The organism is Leeuwenhoekiella aestuarii (genome assembly GCF_004104055.1).
Classification (GTDB): Bacteria; Bacteroidota; Bacteroidia; order Flavobacteriales; family Flavobacteriaceae; genus Leeuwenhoekiella; species Leeuwenhoekiella aestuarii.
In genome coordinates, this window is sequence record NZ_QOVJ01000002.1 from 599,871 (window position 1) to 621,760 (window position 21,890).

The 21,890-nt window shown below is 38.0% G+C and carries 15 protein-coding genes; 5 read left to right on the forward strand and 10 right to left on the reverse strand.

Features of this window, described 5'->3' with window-relative positions; translation table 11 throughout:
* Window positions 1-51 precede the first annotated feature (51 nt).
* The 3 genes from DSM03_RS08580 to DSM03_RS08590 form a co-directional block, all read right to left on the reverse strand.
* Window positions 52-534, reverse strand: coding sequence for an arsenate reductase family protein (locus DSM03_RS08580; protein WP_128760851.1), 483 nt, complete (start codon window positions 532-534; stop codon window positions 52-54).
* 9 nt (window positions 535-543) lie between these two features.
* Entirely contained in the window at window positions 544-846 is a 303-nt protein-coding gene (locus tag DSM03_RS08585) for an HPF/RaiA family ribosome-associated protein (protein ID WP_128760850.1), read from the reverse strand.
* Window positions 847-948: 102 nt separating this feature from the next.
* Window positions 949-1,926 (reverse strand): TerC family protein, encoded by a 978-nt coding sequence (locus DSM03_RS08590; RefSeq protein ID WP_128760849.1) that lies wholly within the window; start codon window positions 1,924-1,926, stop codon window positions 949-951.
* 147 nt (window positions 1,927-2,073) lie between these two features.
* Between DSM03_RS08590 and DSM03_RS08595 the strand changes: the two genes are divergently transcribed.
* From DSM03_RS08595 to DSM03_RS08610, 4 genes are all read left to right on the forward strand, one after another.
* On the forward strand, window positions 2,074-4,041 hold the full coding sequence (locus tag DSM03_RS08595) for an aconitate hydratase (RefSeq protein WP_128763119.1): 1,968 nt from the start codon (window positions 2,074-2,076) through the stop codon (window positions 4,039-4,041).
* A gap of 183 nt (window positions 4,042-4,224) precedes the next feature.
* On the forward strand, window positions 4,225-4,533 hold the full coding sequence (locus tag DSM03_RS08600; RefSeq protein WP_128763120.1) for a tRNA-specific adenosine deaminase: 309 nt from the start codon (window positions 4,225-4,227) through the stop codon (window positions 4,531-4,533).
* A 4-nt stretch (window positions 4,534-4,537) separates the two neighbouring features.
* Window positions 4,538-5,383: a formate/nitrite transporter family protein gene (locus tag DSM03_RS08605; protein WP_128760846.1), complete on the forward strand. Its 846-nt coding sequence runs from the start codon at window positions 4,538-4,540 to the stop codon at window positions 5,381-5,383.
* A gap of 46 nt (window positions 5,384-5,429) precedes the next feature.
* Complete coding sequence (locus DSM03_RS08610; protein ID WP_128763121.1) at window positions 5,430-5,987, forward strand: DUF4251 domain-containing protein; 558 nt, start codon at window positions 5,430-5,432, stop codon at window positions 5,985-5,987.
* Window positions 5,988-6,006: 19 nt separating this feature from the next.
* Here the strand turns inward: DSM03_RS08610 and DSM03_RS08615 are convergent, their stop codons facing one another.
* Both DSM03_RS08615 and DSM03_RS08620 read right to left on the reverse strand, forming a co-directional pair.
* Window positions 6,007-6,186: a hypothetical protein gene (locus DSM03_RS08615; RefSeq protein WP_128760844.1), complete on the reverse strand. Its 180-nt coding sequence runs from the start codon at window positions 6,184-6,186 to the stop codon at window positions 6,007-6,009.
* A 1,943-nt stretch (window positions 6,187-8,129) separates the two neighbouring features.
* Window positions 8,130-9,764 carry a tetratricopeptide repeat protein gene (locus tag DSM03_RS08620; protein WP_236643944.1) on the reverse strand — a complete coding sequence of 545 codons (1,635 nt, stop codon included), beginning with the start codon at window positions 9,762-9,764 and terminating at the stop codon, window positions 8,130-8,132.
* 267 nt (window positions 9,765-10,031) lie between these two features.
* Here DSM03_RS08620 and DSM03_RS08625 point away from each other — a divergent pair, with 267 nt between their 5' ends.
* Window positions 10,032-10,790, forward strand: coding sequence for a helix-turn-helix transcriptional regulator (locus tag DSM03_RS08625; protein ID WP_128763122.1), 759 nt, complete (start codon window positions 10,032-10,034; stop codon window positions 10,788-10,790).
* 149 nt (window positions 10,791-10,939) lie between these two features.
* Here DSM03_RS08625 and DSM03_RS08630 read toward each other — a convergent pair whose 3' ends face one another.
* From DSM03_RS08630 to DSM03_RS08655, 5 genes are all read right to left on the reverse strand, one after another.
* Entirely contained in the window at window positions 10,940-14,251 is a 3,312-nt protein-coding gene (locus tag DSM03_RS08630; protein WP_128763123.1) for a P-loop NTPase fold protein, read from the reverse strand.
* Window positions 14,252-16,777: 2,526 nt separating this feature from the next.
* Complete coding sequence (locus DSM03_RS08640) at window positions 16,778-17,617, reverse strand: hypothetical protein (RefSeq protein ID WP_128763125.1); 840 nt, start codon at window positions 17,615-17,617, stop codon at window positions 16,778-16,780.
* 362 nt (window positions 17,618-17,979) lie between these two features.
* The gene (locus tag DSM03_RS08645) at window positions 17,980-18,447 is read right to left on the reverse strand and encodes a PEGA domain-containing protein (protein ID WP_128760838.1); all 468 of its coding nucleotides are present in this window, start codon (window positions 18,445-18,447) and stop codon (window positions 17,980-17,982) included.
* A 7-nt stretch (window positions 18,448-18,454) separates the two neighbouring features.
* On the reverse strand, window positions 18,455-18,847 hold the full coding sequence (locus tag DSM03_RS08650; RefSeq protein ID WP_128763126.1) for a hypothetical protein: 393 nt from the start codon (window positions 18,845-18,847) through the stop codon (window positions 18,455-18,457).
* A 1,138-nt stretch (window positions 18,848-19,985) separates the two neighbouring features.
* Entirely contained in the window at window positions 19,986-20,456 is a 471-nt protein-coding gene (locus tag DSM03_RS08655) for a nucleoside deaminase (protein ID WP_128760836.1), read from the reverse strand.
* Between the last annotated feature and the right edge of the window lie 1,434 nt (window positions 20,457-21,890).

The following is a 21,890-nucleotide window of genomic DNA, read 5'->3' on the forward strand; positions in this document are numbered from 1 at the left end:
AAAAAAAGCGGATCATTAACAATGATCCGCTTTTTTAGGCTTAAACATGTATTAGTTGTGATCGCCTTCATCGGGCTTGTCAATAAAGCGTTCTTTCTTTGTCGTGCTGCTGATCGTAGGATCTTCGTGCATCATTTTTTTATCTAAACCGGCACTGTCAACACCCAAAAACTCCTGAGCCTGGGTAGGATTAGTAACCTGTTTCACATCGTCTTGATGGATGATAATGGGATGTGCAAAAAGCTCCGGACGATTTTTGATGATATTGATATAATCATTTTCATCATAATCTGCTGTTTTCAATTCGTCATCATCACTAACATCTTCAAAACTAAACAGCTCTTTAAGCGGCTTATTCAATTCATCAGCTAATTCTGCCCATTGCGTCCCGGTAAGGGGTGTTTTTGCAATATCTATAGTCTGTAACTCTTTATCTTTTACAGCAGATATATGTGCGTTTGTGCGTTCACCTGTACGGGTGGTGCTGCTGTAAATGAGCGTGATCTGATTTTCGTCTCTTGCTATACTTTTCATATCTAAATTTTAGTGAGACTTCATTTTAGCTTTTCGTTTTTGCAGCTGAATGTTGAGTTCCCGGGTAGCTTCTTTTACTGACTCATGAAAATTCTTAGCGCTGTGATCGGCAAATAATCTGGGGCCCGGCGCACTCAGTCTGATTCCGGCAATTTTGCCCGTTTCATCACTAGAAGTATTTTCGGTCTTAAAGAAAATATCTGCGCGTACGATAAAGTCGTATTTGCTGGCTAATTTATCCAATTGCTCTTTTGTAAATTCCTCTAATGCAGCACTTGCAGCTACATCATGATATTCAAAATTATAGTTCATAAAAGTTTCTTTTTAATGTATCCTTAAAGTTAACGAAAGCCTGAAGCCTTTCAATACATTTTAGGCTTTCTTTGACACCTTTACGTTAATGAAACTTAAATTCTAAGGTAGTTCTTCTGCTTTACCGGTTGCTTCCTCAGGTTCTTGACCTCCTTTTAGGTAACGAGAAGCCAAAATACCGCCCACAAGCGATACAATAATAACCGCAAGCGAAAGCCATTCTGGGATTTCAATCACATGCGAGAAGATCATTTTTAATCCTACAAATGCGAGAATTACAACGAGACTGTAATGAATGTATTTAAACTTCTGAAGCATTCTGGATATCAAGAAATACATAGAACGCAACCCTAATATCGCGAGAATATTAGAAGTAAATACTAAAAATGGATCTGCTGTGATCGCCAAGATAGCCGGAATGCTGTCTAATGCAAACAAAATGTCTGTCAATTCGATAACGATCAGGGCTAAAAACAGGGGAGTGGCTGCTTTTTTTCCTTGCTCTTTGATGAAAAAGTCGTGACCTTCCATCCTGGTGGTAACCGGAAACAGCTTTTTTACCGCTTTATAGACTGTAGAATCCTGTGGATCGTAGTCGCTATCATCAGACTTGAGCATTCGGTATGCCGTAAAAAGTAAGAACCCTCCAAAAACGTAAATGATCCATTCAAATTTATTGATGAGTGCTACACCAAAAACGATCATGAGTGCTCTAAAAATAATAGCCCCCAGAATTCCCCAGAACAACACGCGGTGCTGGTATTTAGGTGGAATTTTAAAGGAGGAAAAGATCACAGCAATCACAAATACGTTGTCTATACTGAGGGATAATTCGATCAGGTAACCGGTGATGTATTTCAACACGGCACTATCCGGACTCAAACCTGTTGGGTTTTCTACCAATTCAGCATTAAAAAGCCAGTAGATCACGCCACTAAAAGCCATTGCAATCGTAAACCAGATCGCTGTCCAGATACCCGCTTCTTTACTTTTTATAACATGGTCATTTTTATTAAAAACCCCCAAATCGAGTGCAAGGCAAATTAAAATGAAAGCGATAAAAAGTCCCCAGACGAGCATATATAATTGAATTAGTTGAGCTAATTTATTTTTGAACAAAGTTACTACAGTTCACGGGCCTTCAAGTGGTTTAGGTTCTAAATTGCTGTTAAATAATTGTGTGTTCCTGATACTCTCAATAATTTAATAGGAATCAGAAAAACTACTATGAAACCACTCAATGTTACTCAAAAACTCATCAACAACCATCTTGTAGAAGGGAAACTCATTCCCGGAAAAGAAATCGGTCTTAAAATTGATCAGGCACTCTTACAGGATGCTACCGGAACGCTGGTGCAGCTCGAACTAGAAGCCATGAACTTAGACCGTGCAAAAACCGAGGTTGCGGTACAATATGTAGATCATAATTTGTTACAAACCGATTTTAAAAATGCCGATGATCACGCGTTTTTGCACAGTGCGGCTCAAAAATTCGGACTCTGGTTTAGTCGGCCGGGGAATGGCGTTAGTCATCCGGTGCATATGGAGCGCTTTGGCAAACCCGGAAAAACGCTGGTTGGTAGTGATAGTCACAGCTGTGCTGCCGGCTCATTGGGCATGCTCGCAATCGGTACGGGGGGGCTAGATGTCGCGGCCGCTATTGCCGGACAACCGTATTTTGTAAAAATGCCGAAAGTAATGGGCGTGAAGCTCACCGGTAAATTACCGGATTGGTTGAGTGCCAAAGATGTAATTTTAGAAATGCTGCGCCGTCATGACGTTAAAGGGGGTGTTGGTAAAATCATCGAGTACTACGGAGAAGGACTGCAGCACCTTAGTGCTATGGATCGTCACGTGATCGCCAATATGGGCGCTGAGTTGGGCGCTACAACTACGGTTTTTCCAAGTGATCAGGAAACCAAACACTTTTTAAGATCTCAGGATCGTGAAGCAGACTGGATTGAATTGGTGGCTGATGCAGGTTGTGAATACGATCTACACGAACATATAGAATTGGATAAACTGGTACCACTCATTGCCTTACCTACGAGCCCCGGAAACGTGGTGCCTGTAAGTGAAGTTGCCGGCAAGCCGATTTCTCAGGTAGTGATTGGTTCGTCTGCAAATCCCGGTTTACGCGACTTTTGGATTGCCGGAGCGATTGTAAAAGGAAAATCAGTTAACCCGGATGTTTCTTTTGATGTCAATCCTACCAGCCGCCAGATCATACAGAATATGATAGATACCAAAGCCTTTGCCAATCTGATTACGGCAGGAGCGCGTTTTCACCAGAGTGGGTGTATGGGCTGTATCGGGATGGGACAGGCTCCTGCCAGCGGTACCATCAGTTTACGTACAATGCCGCGTAATTTTCCCGATCGTTCCGGTACTAAAGACGATCAGGTGCATTTGTGCAGCCCCGAGACCGCTGCGGCGTCGGCATTAACCGGTAAAATTACCGATCCGAGGGATCTAGCCGATCTGTATGCTATGAGCTATCCGCAATATGAAGATCCCGAATTGCACATTATTAATAGGGATATGCTGGTTGCTCCGGCAGAAGATGGCAGTAAAGTGGAACTCAAAAAAGGTCCGAATATCAAGTCCTTACCCCATATTGATGCGCTTCAGGATCGTTATGAGATTCCGGTTTTATTGAAAATGGGAGATAACATTTCTACCGATGAGATCTTAAAAGCCGGAGCCGAAGTACTTCCGTTTCGCTCGAATCTTCCCGAAATTAGTAAATACAGCTATACGGTAATTGACGAGACTTTTTATGACCGGGCGATGGAGACCAAACAGCAGGAGGGAGGCCATATCGTGGTTGCGGGAGAAAACTATGCCCAGGGAAGCAGTCGTGAGCATGCTGCTTTAGCACCGAAATATTTAGGACAGGTTGCAGTAATCGCCAAAAGTTATGCGCGAATTGCGTGGCAAAATCTGGTGAATTTTGGTATTCTTCCGCTGGAATTTGAAAATCCTGATGATCTGGAAAAAATAGAACAGGATGATACGATTCAGTTTAAAAACCTGCGCGATTTGGTTGAAAACCGAAATACAATAGAAGTGCTTATCAAAAAAGAAACCGGCACAATTTCCATACCTACCAAACATACCCTGAGTGACAGACAAATCCGTGTATTGTTAAAAGGAGGGATCATCAATGATTTTAAAGAAAAACTATCTGCCTGATCATTTATAAAAGGATCTTGCTCAAAAAATAGATATTCTTTTTCAGAACCCTGTTTTTATTCCTGTAAATCCGTAAGGTTTGTGGTAGTAGTAGTGTCTATGATATTCTTATAAATGCGTTAATCCCTCATCGTTATTGGTTTATCAATAGTACATTTGACAGCTGTTTATTAGCAACAGGATATGGAAGAAAATTTACATAAAGAATTCTTGCTACGTGCCATTGCGTGTGCTTATAAAGGTAAAGAGACCCAAGGAGGCGTCGCTTTTGGCGCGGTTATCGTAAACGATACGCTCCTAATTGCAGCAGGTCCTAATCGGGTAGGAGTTCCTACAGATTGTACACAGCACGCAGAATTGGCGAGAATTCAGCAAGCTGGTAAGCCGTTAAATTCTAAGTGTTTATCAGGCTGTTCACATACCAGAAAAAGCCATGCAGTATTTAATTTAAAACAAGTACTGCGTGATGAAGCCCTTGCAGTCTGGAACTAAAATTATGAGCGAAGAAGAAGTTAAACAACAGAATATAGATCAGGAACTTGAGAAATCTGAAGTTTCTGAAGAATCTCAGGCAAAAAGTCACGGGGAGATTTTAAAAGAGCAAATCTGCGAAGGAAGAAAAATTTATACATTAAGCACCAGCAGTGTTTTGATGAGTTCTTTTACAGCGGGATTAGAACTGGGGTTCAGTTATATGATGCTGTGTAGTATGTTCTACTTTTTTTCAGATTATCTCCCGGAAACCAGTTTGTTCAAGATCATAGCTTTGGTCTATCCGTTAGGATTTATTCTGGTTGTTTTAGGTCAATCTATATTATTTACGGAACAAACTTCCTTACTGACATTACCGGTTTTAAACCGAAAACACGGACTCGGCAGTCTGTTGAGAATTTGGGGGCTGGTTATTTTAGGAAATTTAATAGGCGGGTGGCTCATCGCCTTTGTCATGCTCTGGTTAGGGCCTCAGCTTCATATTTTTGATACGGAGACTATTGTGAAAATCGGTAATCACGTTGCTGACTTTTCGTTACCGACCATCCTGGTAAGCGCAATACTTGCAGGGTGGATGATGGGATTACTCTCGTGGTTGGTTACTTCTTCAAAAGATACGGTAAGCCGCATCATTATTATATTTCTCATCACAGCTACGATGGCATTTGCCGGTTTACATCACAGTATCATCGGTAATATAGAAGTCTTTAGCGCTTACCTTTTAGGCCCTGAAATTACCTTGGGAAGGTACCTTTGGGTTCAATCTACCGCATTATTAGGGAATGCAGTAGGTGGAGCATTCTTTGTTGCGTTACTGAAATACAGGGCTTTTGTAAATAATGTGAGTTAAAAATCTTAAATTAAGGGAGTTGTAGTTACTCAAACAAACATCGATTATGAAACCAGGAATAGGATTATTAGTTGTACTGATTTTGGTCTCTTGTGGAAGTTCTAAAAACAGGGATGCCACGACCAACGAACATTTGAATCAATGGATAGCAGACCGGTCTTTTGAAATCGAATCTAATTTTGCCATGCCTATGAATACGGTAGCGGTAAGTGCCGTGCTCAACAGTAATATATTAGGTCCCGGAAACAATTCAGGGCAAATAAATCTTATCGGAAATCCAAACTATCTTCGGATCAAAGGCGATAGTATTTATGCAGAATTACCCTTTTTCGGAGAACGAAGAATGGGGGGCGGTTACAATAACAGAGACACCGGTATCAATATCGAAGATATTGCCAAAGATTATACGGTAACTACCAAGCGTGGCATGTATATCATTACCTTTTCCGCCAAAGACAAACAAGGTAATGAAGCTTATAATTTTATCCTCAATTTAAGTCCGAATCTTAATGCTAATTTTTCAGTAAACAGTACGCAGCGTACAGTAATGCAGTTTCGTGGTGCTGTAGCTGAACTTCAAGAAAAAGAGGAAGATTCAGAATAAAAAACGATACGTTTTTAAACTAACGCTTTTTGGTCACAAAGGGAACCAATAAAGAAGCAATAGCGCCAACAACAACACCGCCAATAACACCAAGTTTTAGAGAATTTACGAGTTTGTGAGAATCCAAATAGTAAAAACCGAATACGAAGATCAAGACAGCGATAAATGTAATTACGAAGATTTTGATACGTGAGCTCATAATACTGAAATTTGTTCCTATTAAATTACAAAAGCTCCATCAGCTATTTTTAGAATTGATCAGGTATCAATTAATTTTAAGAATAAAATAGCATAAGCCTTAGCTCAACGTTAAAACAATTAATAAATAGTGGAGTACGAACACTCGCAGTATTATTCAAAAAGATATATTGAATAATTCTATTTTACATAATGTAAATTATAGAACAAAAGTGTAATTGTAATAATAGGTATTAGCCAACGTTATCCTTAACTGGTTTTAGGATCGCATCAAACTGTCGCATATTACTAGTAAGTCATAGTGTTGTCATTTAATTCACTCCAAGTGCGGTTCTATTAATTATTATCGTGAAATAATCTTTGAGTGACTGTTGCGATCTCTCAGGTGTTAAAAAGCTGCTTTGAACTGACTGCTCAAAATTTACGTATTCGGTACCAACGACCCGGAAATTTTCAAATACGCGATTCTCAGCGATTGGGAATTTACGTCATATTGAGTTCGTCGACGTGCAGTCGATATGTCACCATGACTTTTAATTTACTCCAGTTGCGGTTCTGCTTCTCTGAAAAATACTGAGCATGAATTGTGTTTCTGTTCATTTTTTACTCAGGAGTATTTATCGGACGGGACTTCGTGAATCTGCGATTTCCATTGATGAAAAAACGAACCAAAAAAATCTAGGCTTACAGAAGCTTCTCTAAATTTTATGTTCGCTTCGCTGCATGCGCTTAACTCGGCCGATGGCCTCAAACAGAACCGCCTGCGACGCTACGCTACGCTCACTGCAAATTTGACGAGAAGCTTCTGGTATGCCGGTACTTACTTTTGAATAAACTTGAATTTCTAGTTGTGTTCTTGTTCTTTTGCCTTGATGCCAAAGAACCAAAAGATCAAGGCTGCAGTATACTTTGGAAACTATCACGGCTCACTCGCTATATTCTGGAAAGGAGGCTTACACCTTAAAATGCTTTGAATAAGTTTTAATAATTTATGTAACCAATAAGCCTTACTACTTCTACTCCAGAATATAAACGCTCCTCTCACCTATAGTTTTAACCAAAGTCTACTGAGGCCATTTGCACATAAATTCATGTTTTATTTTTCTTTAGACAGGAATAAATTCAATAGACACCTTACAGGACTTATGTTATATGAACTCTTATTTATTGAAGGAATTATGATCTTTTGGTATAGCATAACACGGCAATGCGAGGTGTAATTGCTTAAAAATCGTGATGGCAGGTACCAACACGCGATGCAATCGCGCGGAAACGGGGACATGTTTTGAATAAGTTGAATTTCTAGTTGTGTTTTTGTTCTTTTGCCTTGATGCCAAAGAACCAAAAGATCAAGGCTGCAGTATACTTTGGAAACTATCACGGCTCACTCGCTATTTTCTGGAAAGGAGGCTTACACCTTAAAATGCTTTGAATAAGTTTTAATAATTTAAGTAACCAATAAAACCTTACTACTTCTACTCCAGAATATAAACGCTCCTCTCACCTATAGTTTTAACCAAAGTCTACTGAGGCCGTTTGCACATAAATTCATGTTTTATTGGCGCCGCCAAAGGGTTTAATACACCGAGGCTTGCCTCGAAATTGAAAATTTCTTTCTAATGAATGCCTCGTGGGCTTGCCCCGAGGTAGTTTACTTTTCTTAGACAGGACTATTCTTTAAGGCTCTGCCGTAAATTTAACGAGAAGCTTCTGGTATGCCAGTACTGGCGTTTTAATGCGTATTCTGTTAAACTTGTAAATCACTCTTGACTATCTAATGCATTTCTCATTCGCTGAAAAAGCTCCATCGAAATGACTACTAGTACATAACATTATAACTAAAAATTTAGTTTAATGAATAAGTACCTTATTATATAATGACTTTTTCTTATTACTGCGGAAAGGTATATATTCCCGATCACTCAGAACTTTGTAGTATATCTCCTAAATTTCGGCTAGAAGTTCTTGAGCCGCTACCCCTACTCCATCAGGATCTAAGGCTATAGCCTTGTGGAGTACTTGTTTAGCTTCCTTCTCATTACCAATGGCGATATAGGATTCGCCGAGGTGTTTATAGGCGTTTGCAGAATCTGGAAAGAGGTTTAAAACCGTTGAAAATACCTGTATTGCTGCCTGAATTTGCGGTCCCCGCCCACTTTGCAGTAAAAGGTTTCCCTGTTTAAGGAGTTCGTTCTCAAAATCACAAAACGCATACAAAGGATCCTGAATCATTCTAGGAAGTTCTTCCGCTAATTTCTGGGTTTGTCCCGAGAAATACAGTTCTTTTACGTAATCCATGGGTCTCGGTTTGAAATTGGGTTCGTCAAAGGCTAATGCGGCTTCTAATACCGGATCCTGGTTGGTGCGGTAGTCCTCAAAAGTCATCGCAACCGGAAGATTCGGAGCCATCCATTCGGCATTTTCTAAAGCCGGTTTATCCTGCCACCATAGATAGGATACCGCGATCGAAACACCACTATTGGGCAGGGTTAGCGGACGATTATCGCCCCAAAAATTGAGGTTTTCTGCAGTAGGTTCTCCCACAAAAATAACATTCGTATAATTGTCGAGTTCGTTTACCAGATTTTGGCAGGCAGAAAAGGTGCGCTTGCCAATGATCACAAACAGTTTTCCTATCTGATCGATGTGTTCCGTTTGAAGAAGTTCTTTGATAACGTCTTTGTTCAGGTAATTGTTTCCGCCACCGTTTAACCGTAAATCGATGATCAGTTTTTCGGCATCCTTCGCTACAACTTCCTCTAAAACACGCGTATAAAAATCTTTAGTAGACTCTCCAGGTTCATCCTGAATTCTGCTGTGCCTAACGTACATCGCCTGCTCATCGGCTAAAAATTCTTCAACATACACCTTATCCAGCTGCTGTAAATACAAGGGTGTGGTTTCCTGATCTCTTGCCGATAACCAATTGGCATCCGGAGTGACAAAACCCCGCTCTGTAGGTATGCTTTTTCCTTTTGGCAAGGCTGTAAAGGTCTGGTTAAAAACCCTGCCGTTTTTTTCCAGCTTAAGCGTTACGGTATGTTGAAGGCTTTGGGTTAGCTGCTGTGCGTGTAAAATTTCCGGATAGCGCAGGTTGTTGATCCCGTAGGCTTTAAAATACTGTGCATTTTCTGCCGGGACTGTGGGTTCAATGGCTTGTAGCGCTTCAGCAATGGGTGTGCCTGCTACGGCCAGCACCTTCGCTCCTATTGCTTCTGGATAATCTTTGTGCGTGCCCTCAATATAAATTCCGTCCTCAAATGCATATAAATTGTACGGAAACTGCGCAAATTCTACCGGTTTTTGCCAAAAACTCAGGTGCGTATGACCGTATTTGAAGGATGCAACCAATCGGGAGATACCCACGATGATTTCGTGTTCCTGTAAATTCGGGATTTCCGCGTATAGGGCTTCCACTTCCCGGTCAAATGCTTCCGGGCTTGTTTTTACAAACAGCAAGGGATAGTCCCTGTGAATGGTATTCTGAAAAAACCGAAGGTCTTCCTGCCACTGCGTAGCACTATCGTTTTCCTGTGCAAACCCCTGAAGGGCCAGTAGTAGATTGAGTATAAAGAGCATTAATTTAACCATCGTTATTTGGATTGATGAATGTAACGTAAAATTGCCAAGGGGTAATCCCAAAAAGATATTAAAAGGAAACCGCTTTTGATCCCTCAGCAAGTCTGACCGTATTGAAATCTCGATTATGGGGTAAAGTTATGATTATCAATAGCTTATTTTACTACCCGCACGAGTAGTTTTTAAAAATAACCGGTTGTATCCGAAACAGTTAGATCGTTAAAACTACCCTCAGGAGTAGTGTGTAGAAAACTTATATTTGTTAGTATGGCAGATATTCCTTCTTTTTTCTCGCTTAAAAACAGCATCAACACGCTAACGGATACCGATAAACGGCAAACCGAAAATTATCTTGAGGTCGTAGAAGCCTTTGCCAGAACCACCTATCAAAGTGTTTATGTGATTGATTATGCGCAAAAAGGATTTGAATATGTATCGGATAATCCGTTGTTTTTATGCGGAAATACAGCAGCGGAAGTCCGGGAAATGGGGTATGATTTTTATTTTAAGTACGTGCCCGAAGCCGATCTCGAACTGCTCTTAAAAATAAATACTGTTGGGTTTGATTTTTACGAAACCAAGCCTGTTGCAGAACGGAAGGACTACAGCATTTCGTATGATTTTCATTTAAAAACGGAAGCCAGAAAAACCCTGTTAATCAACCAAAACCTCACGCCCCTCTTTTTAACCGAAAGCGGAAAAATCTGGAAAGCCATTTGTTTTGTCTCCCTGTCTACGCAACAGCAGGCCGGTAATATCACGATTACCCAAAAAGGCAGTTCTGAAAAACTAATCTATGATCTAGCAACGGATTGCTGGAAGGCAGTCCAAAAGATAGAACTCACCCAACGGGAACAGGAAATCCTGCACTACGCGATGAGAGGCTACGCGATTACTGAAATTGCAGAACAGCTTTATATTTCATCCAATACGGTAAAATTTCACCGTAAAAAGTTGTTTGAAAAGTTGGGTGTGGCGACGATCTATGAAGCGATTTCGTATGCTACGGTTAATAAATTGATTTGAGTTTGGAGCTCAGCAGATTCTTGAAAAATTGCTATATCAATCGTTTCTATATTTAGCTATAATATTAAGCCTTTATAATTCCTATATAAATATCAACTTAAGTATTTCTCAAGATTTAATAGTGTATGAATCAGATTTTAAGAATCTGTTTACTCTTCAGCTTTAGCTTTTGGTTTCTGTAATTTGGTATTGTCAAAAATATTTTCAATAATATGTTTATCAATTGCTTCAACATTCAACTTCAGGTTAAACATTTCTGATAAATCTTGATTGTATTTTCCCTGTGAAGCATTAATGATTTGAATGATTTTATCATCATAGGTTTCAATTATCTGATGAAATTTTTCACTATCATCATTTAGATGGAGAATTATTTTTCTACATACGCTATCTGCTTTGGTCATAGTTATGGTCGAATATTCAAATATGCCAAGTGCAAAGAACTTTATTTGCTCTATGCTCAATTCTGGGTAGTCTATTAGTAAATCCAAAATATCGTCAAAAATCCTACTTAACTTTCTCTTATCTAAATAATCTTCGTTAAGTAAATGATTCCAAAAATCTTCATTTTCTGGAATAGCTACTTCATTTTTAGCTATTGAAGTAAAATATTCATCATATGCTTCCATGAAAATTTTACTTCTTGTAATTTTCTTTTCTAATAAATCATTCTCAATTAGCCCAGAAAAAGCAAAATTAAAATTAGACTCAGTATTAAAATTCTCTAACCAAACATCTTTACTACTCTCTTTAAATTGAATAATTAATAAGTCATAAATAAATCTTATTGAGAAAAACTTAAGATTCTCTTCATCAAAAGTTTCCTTCAAAATATCAATACTTAAATTTAAAACGGGAGATATTTCTTCAACTTTAAAATGCTCTTTCCATCTATCAAATTGAGTTAAAAAAACTTTGAAATCATCTTTAAATAATTGTGACTTTACTTTATCCAAGTTCTCAAATACCCATTTATAAGTAATAGATTGATTAAACCCGAAATAATCTGTAGTAAGAATCTTAATGACTTCATTTACTAAAGGATAAGCCCTACCCTTATCAATTCGGATTTTTAATAAATCACCATAGTCAACATAGTGCTGTATGATTTCAGCAACATTAGAAGCATTATCAATTTTATTAAGTTCTTTTGTTAATGTAGGGCTTTGTGGTGCATTATTCATCAAATGGGCTATCTGATTAGCTACAATGTCAAAATAAGGATTATCGGTTTTAGCTCCATTGCTATTTAGAAAATTATTGCCTATCGCTTGAGGTATTAATTTAAATTTACTCTTACCATTAAGAACTTTATTAATCTCGATTAATTTTGATATTTTTTTTACATCAGTATATCCAACCGCCTTTAATTGAGCATCAATTGTTTCTTGAATTTTATTAAACTTAAAAGATTTATCTGTATAAATTAAATATTCTATTACGTGTATATAAGTATACAATTCTTCTACTACGCCATTTTTATGATTAATAAAATATTCATTAAGCTCATCTGAATCAGCAAATATTTTCATATCAACATATGTACAATCTCCTTTTTTAAATAATCTATTTAAATCATCTAAATACTCCACAAAGTCTTTTGGAGAAAACTTCACTTTATTTATTGTAGGTTTAAATTTTTTAGATTCGCTGTTTAAAAATTTAATTAACTTATAAATTGTATCATAATATTTACTGCTATCTGATGATTTTATGAACTCATTTTGAGACTCATTAACAATTTTGTCTGCTAGTCTTTTTGCCGTATTTCTTGAAGTGTTTATAATTATACTTCTATGCCAATCTAAAAGTTTTACAAATTCTCCTTTAGGTCTTTTGTCAATATTATTAGCAAATCTTTCCCAATATGATTTTAGTGCTTGTGCAGATACAACATCTTTAACTTCTTCAAATATTTTGGCTGTGTTTTCAGGTCGTGAATTTGAAAAACTAAACTTGTTGACTGTATTTTCAAAATAAGTTTTAAACTCACTATGTTTTTTTACATCTTTTAGAGCTTCGAAATTGGCTTTAAAGAATATGTCATCAATGCTATTTGTTAATAGCACTTCACTTGATTTTTCTTTATCAACATTATAAACTATAGCCGCTAAATTTTCTTCTAGTTCAGATTCAGCTTGAAACATATGTTTCTCTTCCTTTAAAAAATGTTTGCCCGCAATAGAAATCAATGGATTATTTAAAATTTCTTTTTTTCTTAAACTAAATAAGGCCAAATACTTTATATCAATTGAGCTATTATGTTGTAAGTATAAAGAGACGAGATTGTTGATGAATATTATTATATCACGCGGTCTTTTAGTATTTATGTCCGTGATAAGTTCATATAAAGAAGAAATAAATTCTATATCATTATCATTAATAATGTCATGAAAAGCTTCTTTAAATTTTAATTCAAAGAACTTCTTCCAATCTGATAAAACAGGGGGGGAAATTCTAAAAATTGTTGAAAACGTTTTTCCTATAAAATTATCCACTTTATTATCATCACTTGCATCAAAATGTTTAGATAAATGTTCTTTGTCATAAGGGATTATTACCCAAACATTATCAATTTTTTCTTCAGCAAAAAAAGTGTGTATTGATGACCAAAGGGATAAAACTTTATCACTCTTTGATAATCTATCCATATTATCAAACACAATTATTAAACCATCTGATTCTAAATCATCTGTAATATTTTCAAAATATTCTTTAAAACTCTTTACAGATGGTTCATCTTCAAGTGTATGTTCTAGTTCTTCTGTTTCTAGATCTGAACCACTAAAAATATACAAGAGCCTTTTAAGCCTTTCTTTATAATCAAAATCCTTAGTTTCTGGATTACCATCAAAAGCTTGATATTCTTTTCTCAATTCCACCAAACCCCAAACAAAAACAATGGTTGGCAATAGGTACTTTGATAAAAATAATTTTAAGTAGTGTAAGTTGTATTTTGGAACAAAATTGCTACTAATTAAAAAATCATCGTAGAGTATATTCAAAAATGAAAACATTAAAATAGAAGCCATTATTAGAATCCAATAAAACTTGATTTTTGGAAATTTAGTTGTGTTCTTTGTAGCTTTTTTTGCGAGTAGTTTGTTTAACTCTTTTGTCCAATCTACATTACCTTTAAACTTTTTTCCTCTTTTTAATGAAGAAATTAATTCTTCTAAAAAGGTGCGCCTCGTTAAATCTTCTTGATGACCCCATGCATCATAAGTAAAAAAGAAATAGTCTGAACTTATTTCATTAAATTTTTTGTTTATAATACTTACAACATTGGATTTTCCTGAACCCCATTTTCCTTCAATACCAACAACATTATTGGGTAAGGATTTTTCTTTAATTAATTCGAAAATTGTGTTAGAAATCTTTTCATGAGATTTGCCTTCAAATAAATCTTTTCCAGATGGAGAGCTAGAAATGTAGTTTGGTTTTTTGGATGGTTCACTCATAAAATTTAATTTCAAAACGTTAAGATTTTATTAAACCAAGAGTTGTACCATTTTATAAATTCCTTTTTTTTAAATAGATAACTGACAGGTTTAGTAAAGAAAAGTGTAAATATGACAATAGGTCACTTTGCTAATCAAGCCACGCACATTACTCTTCAATTCTACTTCGTCGTTTAGAAAGTATTCTATATGCATTGTAGTAAAAGCTTCTTGAAATATTTGTTTAAAGAAAATTTAGCGGTAATATTCGTTCCGCTAATACTCCCTCCTATCCTCCTTTTCCGTCCATTGGTTAAAAGCTTTGATGACGGTTTGTGGAGTAAAGATAGGTGTTAACTGGGAGATTGTGAGACTTGAGATATTAGATAGATGTTATATTATATCTGAAAAATACGGACCATGAATTGTGTTTCTGTTCTTTTGCCTTGATGCTAAAGAACCAAAAAATCAAGGCTTACAGCAGCTTCTCTAAATTTTATGTTCGCTTCGCTGCATGCGCTTAACTCGGCCACGGGCCTCAAACAGAACCGCCTGCTACGCTACGCTCCCTGTAAATTTAACGAGAACCTGCTGATAGGCCGGTGCTGGTGTACGGATGCGATCCTGAAACAAGTTCAGGATGACTTATACCTGCGGAGTTTTTCTAGTTCTTCAGTATAGCTAGAAACACCCGTTAAAATTTTCGAAGTATTCAAAATTTGAAATGCTTTTGATAGTTCTGTTCTTTTGCCTTGATGCTAAAGAACCAAAAGATCAAGGCTTACAGTAGCTTCTCTAAATTTTATGCTCACTTCGCTGCATGCGCTTAACTCGGCCACGGGCCTCAAACAGAACCGCCTGCTACGCTACGCTCCCTGTAAATTTAACGAGAACCTGCTGATAGGCCGGTGCTGGTGTACGGATGCGATCCTGAAACAAGTTCAGGATGACTTATACCTGCGGAGTTTTTCTAGTTCTTCAGTATAGCTAGAAACACCCGTTAAAATTTTCGAAGTATTCAAAATTTGAAATGCTTTTGATAGTTCTGTTCTTTTGCCTTGATGCTAAAGAACCAAAAGATCAAGGCTTACAGTAGCTTCTCTAAATTTTATGCTCACTTCGCTGCATGCGCTTAACTCGGCCACGGGCCTCAAACAGAACCGCCTGCTACGCTACGCTCCCTGTAAATTTAACGAGAACCTGCTGATAGGCCGGTGCTGGTGTACGGATGCGATCCTGAAACAAGTTCAGGATGACTTATACCTGCGGAGTTTTTCTAGTTCTTCAGTATAGCATGAAGTACCTGTTAAGAATTTTTGAAGTATTCAAAATTTGAAGTGCTTTTAATATTTCTGTTCTTTTGCCTTGATGCCAAAGAACCAAAAGATCAAGGCTGCTTATAATTTGCGTATTCCGTACAATGGGCCCGGAATTTTTCAAATACGCGATTCTCAGCGATTGGGATTTATCGGTTTTTGTCTCTAGCCTTAAGCTATTAATAAATGAGAAACTTAAACTTCTATTGATTGTAATGTTCATTTTTTACTCAGGAGTATTTATTGGACGGGACTTCGTGAATCTGCGATTTCCATCGATGAAAAAACGAACCAAAAAAACTAGGCTTATTTTTACATCCTTGAAAACTACGCAAAGCCTTTATCGTGGGGATGGCAAACCGCTGCGCTAGGCCATCCTCCACTGCCCCACGCTGCAGGCTTCGCTTGTTTTACTACGGATCTAAAAAGTAGGCCGTTACTGACGTTTTAATTAGCATTCTTTAAATTTTATTCTTTGGTCTTCTTTTTCTTCAGTATAGCAATAAGTACCCGTTAAGAATTTTTCGAAGTATTCAAAATTTGAAGTGCTATTTATACTTCTGTTCATTTTTTCCATTGATGATAAAACGAACCAAAAAAATCTAGGCTTATTTTTACATCCTTGAAAACTACGCAAAGCCTTTATCGTGCGGATGGCAAACCGCTGCGCTAGGCCATCCTCCACTGACCCGCGCTGCAGGCTTCGCTTGTTTTACTACGGATCTAAAAAGTAGGCCGTTACTGACGTTTTAATTAGCATTCTTCAAATTTTATTCTTTGGTCTTCTTTTTTTTCAGTATAGCATTAAGTACCTGTTAAAAATTTTCGAAGTATTCAAAATTTGAAGTGCTTTCAATATTTCTGTTCTTTTGCCTTGATGCTAAAGAACCAAAAAATCAAGGCTGCTTATAATTTTGGAAACAATTAACGGCTCGCTCCACTACATTTAGGGGATTTACTCAAAAAATTGATATTGATTGAATTATCGAGTATTATCGAACCAAACATAGCGTTTTGGAGCATTTGGTTCGTGTATCTGGGGAGCGGTATGCCTGACGTATCATGGAGGTGTCATGGGCTTTGCATGGGCGTATCCCCGGGTGAAGGTCGGGTGAACCGTGGGTAAACCTCGGGTTAACTACGGGTGAACCCTATGGATTACAGGATATTCTTGAGAATATATTTAGCTGTTCTTAGACAAGCCTGATACAGCCGCCGCTTTATGAAGCACTTAGTAGATCGCGAGGCATTGCATCGCATTATGTGCCGGGAACGCTTCTAATACACCATTGTTTTCCTGACCAAAACGAATGCCCAACCATACGGTATGCGCTGTTTTTTTGGCCACGGTTTTCATCGAAAACATAGGATTTGGAGCTTCCAGATAGGCCCAAGAATATTGATACATACTGTAAAAGGTTAGATTATATTCTATGGGTTGTGGAATGTTATCAATAGCTATAGGCAGTGTGGGCATACGTAATACTTCCAGCGCTTCAGGATCTAATTCTGAAGTGTATTGCTGCTGCTTCCGGTCATAGGTAAACGGCATCAAATTGTAGCGGATCATCAACAATTCAAAATGTGTAGCGTGCTCGGGTGCTACTATATGCTCTTTTTTTAGACCGGAAAAATCAACCAACACGCTTCTGGCATTTTTATTTAGTTTGGGTTGAAAACGCAGTCTATCGCTTAATGTATTGTTTTCATTCAATTCTAAACCTACCAGTTTTTCCGGGGCATTACAGGCATTGATACTACGCTCACCCTTAACTCCCCTACCCGCTTTTACCAATTGCAAACACCGACTTGTGAGTCGGCTATTGAAGCTATGATCTTTAAATTCGTGTACGTACGGCAACAGCCCCATACGAATGGCTTTGGCATAGGAAGAAGCCCCCCCGAATTCTTGATTGTTTTTACGAACCGCCTTGTAGCGCGGGTCGTTGTTGATACGTTCTTTGTTGGGCGGCGTCGCTTTTCTACATACCCATTTTCCATTGAGGGTGTAATAGGTAATCCCGTCAATCGTTCCTTTAAATGCGCCGATGTTGTTTGTTGGTTTTGCCATGACCTTTTGTTTTAAAGCGCTAAGATATCGTCAAATACGGCAAAAGTCAAGTGTAATGCATTGAACTTAAGTTCGTTATCGACATTTTTAGGAATTTAGCAATAGGAATGCCAAAACTTTTGAGAAGATGTGATTTATACTTGGGTTAAATTATTGATACTGTATTTGTTGTATATGTTATTGTTGGCACACGCGATACAATCGCGGAGCAAAAAGAGTACTGATTCTTATTCACAAACGGATGCAAATTCTATATTCACGGAGCTGGCAAAGCGGGAACATAGGCTTCTATTTTATTTACTTTTTTTAAGCAAAAAGGCTCCGTTTTGATGCGGAGCCTTTTTCAAGTAAACGATCTCGGGTTAAGGTTTGCGTTGCAGCTGCCCTACCTGTTCCCAGTTGGGATCTACTTCCATACTGATGGTAAGGTAAAGTGTACCGTTATCCATCCTATAGGAAGTTCCTTCTTTAGGCTGTCTGTCAATTTCTTCAGGTTTTAGCTGATACATTGCCCCGGTAATCGGGTCTACCACCAAACCAATAAGACCACCGATCAACACGTTTCCCAAATACCAGGCGTTGAACTTCTTTTTTAGGGTCGTGGTATACGGCTCATAGCCTTCCAACTCCAAAAGCAGCGTGTATTCCTGATTGCGTTTCAGCTTTTGTTGAAGGGGTGTGGGCCCCATATCAATCTCGTTGATCGCTACTCGGGCTTCTTTGGGGTACGAATTGATGTGAACATCCTGTCTGGATCCGGAAATGATGGTTGCGCAACCGCTAAGCGCTAAGGCTAAGCCTAAGGTTGCTGTTTTTAAATGGGTATTCAAGGTTTAATCAATCTAGTTTTAGTTCGTACTGTTTGAGTTTAGCAACATCGCCGTTATAGCGGTAGAGGTCTATTTGGAGTCGGTAACACGAACTCCATAGATCCGGTTTTTTGGTATCGGTTACTTTTACGATGTTGGCTCCGTTTTTTCTAGCCTCGATCCGGGCTTTGTTCAACAAGCTATTGAAGCTGCAATCTGTAGAAAAACCGGAATCCTGAAAGCGCAAGCTGCCGACTTTAATAAGGTCGTCCGGCAGCTCGTGTTCCACGTCTAAAAAGGCTACAGGTTCATCAGAGGTTAAGGTGGTTAGTGGATTAGACACGTGGGAAGCCAGTTTTGGACTACACCCGGTGATCCCGAATGTAATTACCACACTAAAAAATAGAAAAGCATACCGCATAAAGGATGTTGTTAAGGTATTGATTTACAGAAACGTGACCGCTGTTTAGGAGGTCCTATTTGCGGACGAATATATATAATAATCCAATTCGTTTTTGAAAAAAATATGACGGTAATAAAAAAATAATAACCGAATAACCGTTAGATTATCAGGTATTTATACATTTTAAAGAAAAAATGTTCCACACCTCAAGTAGTATGAGGGCTTTTGTGGATGTCAGAAGGGAGCCATTAGAAGTATTCTCCTCATCTCCAGCCCTTCTCCCAAACTCCTTCCTTAAGTAAGGGGTGGAAGTTGGTTATTTAACTGTACTATATAGTACTAATACGTTGAAATTTCACCGTTACAAACTCTTTGAAAAGTTGGGCGTTGCGACGATATCTGAAGCGATTTTGAATGCTAGGGTGGATAAATTGATTTGAGTTTAAAGGTCAGCTGATTCTAAAAATTGGCTATTAATGGCTTTAGGTTATCCTGAACTGGTTTCAGGATCACACCAAATTGTGGAGAAGAGAACTTAAAAAAACAGCAAATGAAACTATTGCTTTTACCAAAGCAAAGTAACAAAATGCTGACCATTATGGAACAAAAGTGTTATTAGGAAAATAGGCGCTGCCGTAACTTTTCGATACAAATTATATTGCGTTAGCACTTCGTAAAATTCACTCAAAGTATGTCTCTGTTTTAATCTAACGTCATTTCAACCTTAGGGATAAATCACATACGCTTGTAAATCACGCTTGACTGTCTGATGCGATTTCTCAGTCGTTGAAAAAATTCCTTCGAAATGACTGATATCAATTTCAAAATACCAGGCTACAAACGACAGTATTAAGAAAATAATTGGGAGTAAACTGATCGTCGTCCAAAGCAGGTTTTTTCTCCAGTTGGTTTCCTCTCCAACAATCAAAACCGAATTCAATAAAGACCCTAAAAATAATCCGAAATAGAAAATAATCGATAAAAACTGGCCGTATTGATAAATCCACCTTAGGTTTTGGTTTAATCTAAAGCCTTCTGTTATTAGGTCTAATAAGAAACTAGAGAAAAAAAGAATACAAATTAGAATAGCAAATCTTTTAGTCCAATTTAATTGCTTTAAAAACGCAGCTACATTTTTTAACGTAATCATCCTATCCTAATACTCCCTCCTATCCTCCTTTTCCGTCCATTCTTTAAAAGCTTTGATGGCGATTTCGGGAGCGAGTTGTTCAAAGGGGATGCTGCGTTCGGCATAGGGCAACGGGATTTCTTTATAGATAAAGGCATCGTCAAAACCAATGTTTGCGGCATCGGTCTGCGTACTGCCGTAATAGACCTTATCGAGACGGGCCCAGTAGATCGCGCCCAGGCACATCGGGCAGGGTTCGCAGGAGGTATAAATGGTACAACCGGTTAATTGAAACGAATCGAGATTTTTACAGGCATCGCGTATGGCCGTGACTTCGGCGTGCGCCGTGGGATCATTGGTCGAGGTTACTTTGTTGTTGCCTTTGCCTATGATCTTTCCGTCCTTCACGATCACACAGCCAAAGGGTCCGCCCTCGTTGTTTTGCATTCCGTTTAATGCTGTGTTTACGGCTTCCTGCATAAAGTTTTTATGATCCATTTTTAATATTGTTTTGAGTAAATATACAGGTAAATTGAAGATTGTAAGTTCTATTGATGCTTCTGTTCATTTTTTACTCAGGAATATCTATTAAACGGGACTTCGTGAATCTGCGATTTCCATTGATGAAAAAACGAACCAAAAAAATCTAGGCTTACAGAAGCTTCTCTAAATTTTTTGTTCACTACGCTGCATGCGCTTAACTCGGCCGCTGGCCTCAGACAGAACCGCCTGCTACGCTACGTTCACTGCAAATTTAACGAGAACCTTCTGATAGGCCGGTGCTGACGTTTGAACAGGCATTCTTTAAAATAGATAAATTCGGTTTTATATATATTCCTGGTTGTTGTGAGTTTTTATTCTTTGGTCTTCTTTTTCTTCAGTATAGCAAGAAGTACCCGTTAAGAATTTTCGAAGTATTCAAAATTTGAAATGCTATTGATATTTCCGTTCTTTTGCCTTGATGCCAAAGAACCAAAAGATCAAGGCTTACAGAAGCTTCTCTAAATTTTTTGTTCACTCCGCTGCATGCGCTTAACTCGGCCGCTGGTCTCAGACAGAACCGCCTGCTACACTACGTTCACTGTAAATTTGACGAGAACCTTCTGATATGCCGGTACTGAAGTTTGAACAGGCTTTTTTTCAAATAGATAAATTCGGTTTTATATATATTCCTGGTTGTTGTGAGTTTTAATATTTAGTCTTCTTTTTCTTCAGTATAGCAAGGAGTACCCGTTAAGAATTTTCGAAGTATTCAAAATTTGAAATGCTATTGATATTTCCGTTCTTTTGCCTTGATGCCAAAGAACCAAAAGATCAAGGCTTACAGAATGTTCTCTAAATTTTTTATTCACTCCGCTGCATGCGTTTAACTCGGCCCCTGGCCTCAAACAGAACCGCCTGCTACGCTACGTTCACTGCAAATTTAACGCGAACCTTCTGATAGGCCGTTACTGGCGTTTGAACAGGCGTTCTTCGAATAGATAAATTCGGTTTTATATATATTCCTGGTTATTATGAGTTTTAATATTTAGTCTTCTTTTTCTTCAGTATAGCAAGAAGTACCCGTTAAGAATTTTCGAAGTATTCAAAATTTGACGAGAAGCTTCTGATATGCCGTTACTGACATTTGAACAGGCATTCTTTAAAATAGATAAATTCGGTTTTATATATATTCCTGGTTGTTGTGAGTTTTAATATTTAGTCTTCTTTTTCCTCAGTATAGCAAGAAGTACCCATTAAAAATTTTCGAAGTATTCAAAATTTGAAATGCTATTGATACTTCCGTTCATTTTTTACTCAGGAATATCTATTAAACGGGACTTCGTGAATCTGCGATTTCCATTGATGAAAAAACGAACCAAAAAAATCTAGGCTTTTTTTTACATCCTTGAAAACTACGCAAAGCCTTTATCGTGCGGATGGCAAACCGCT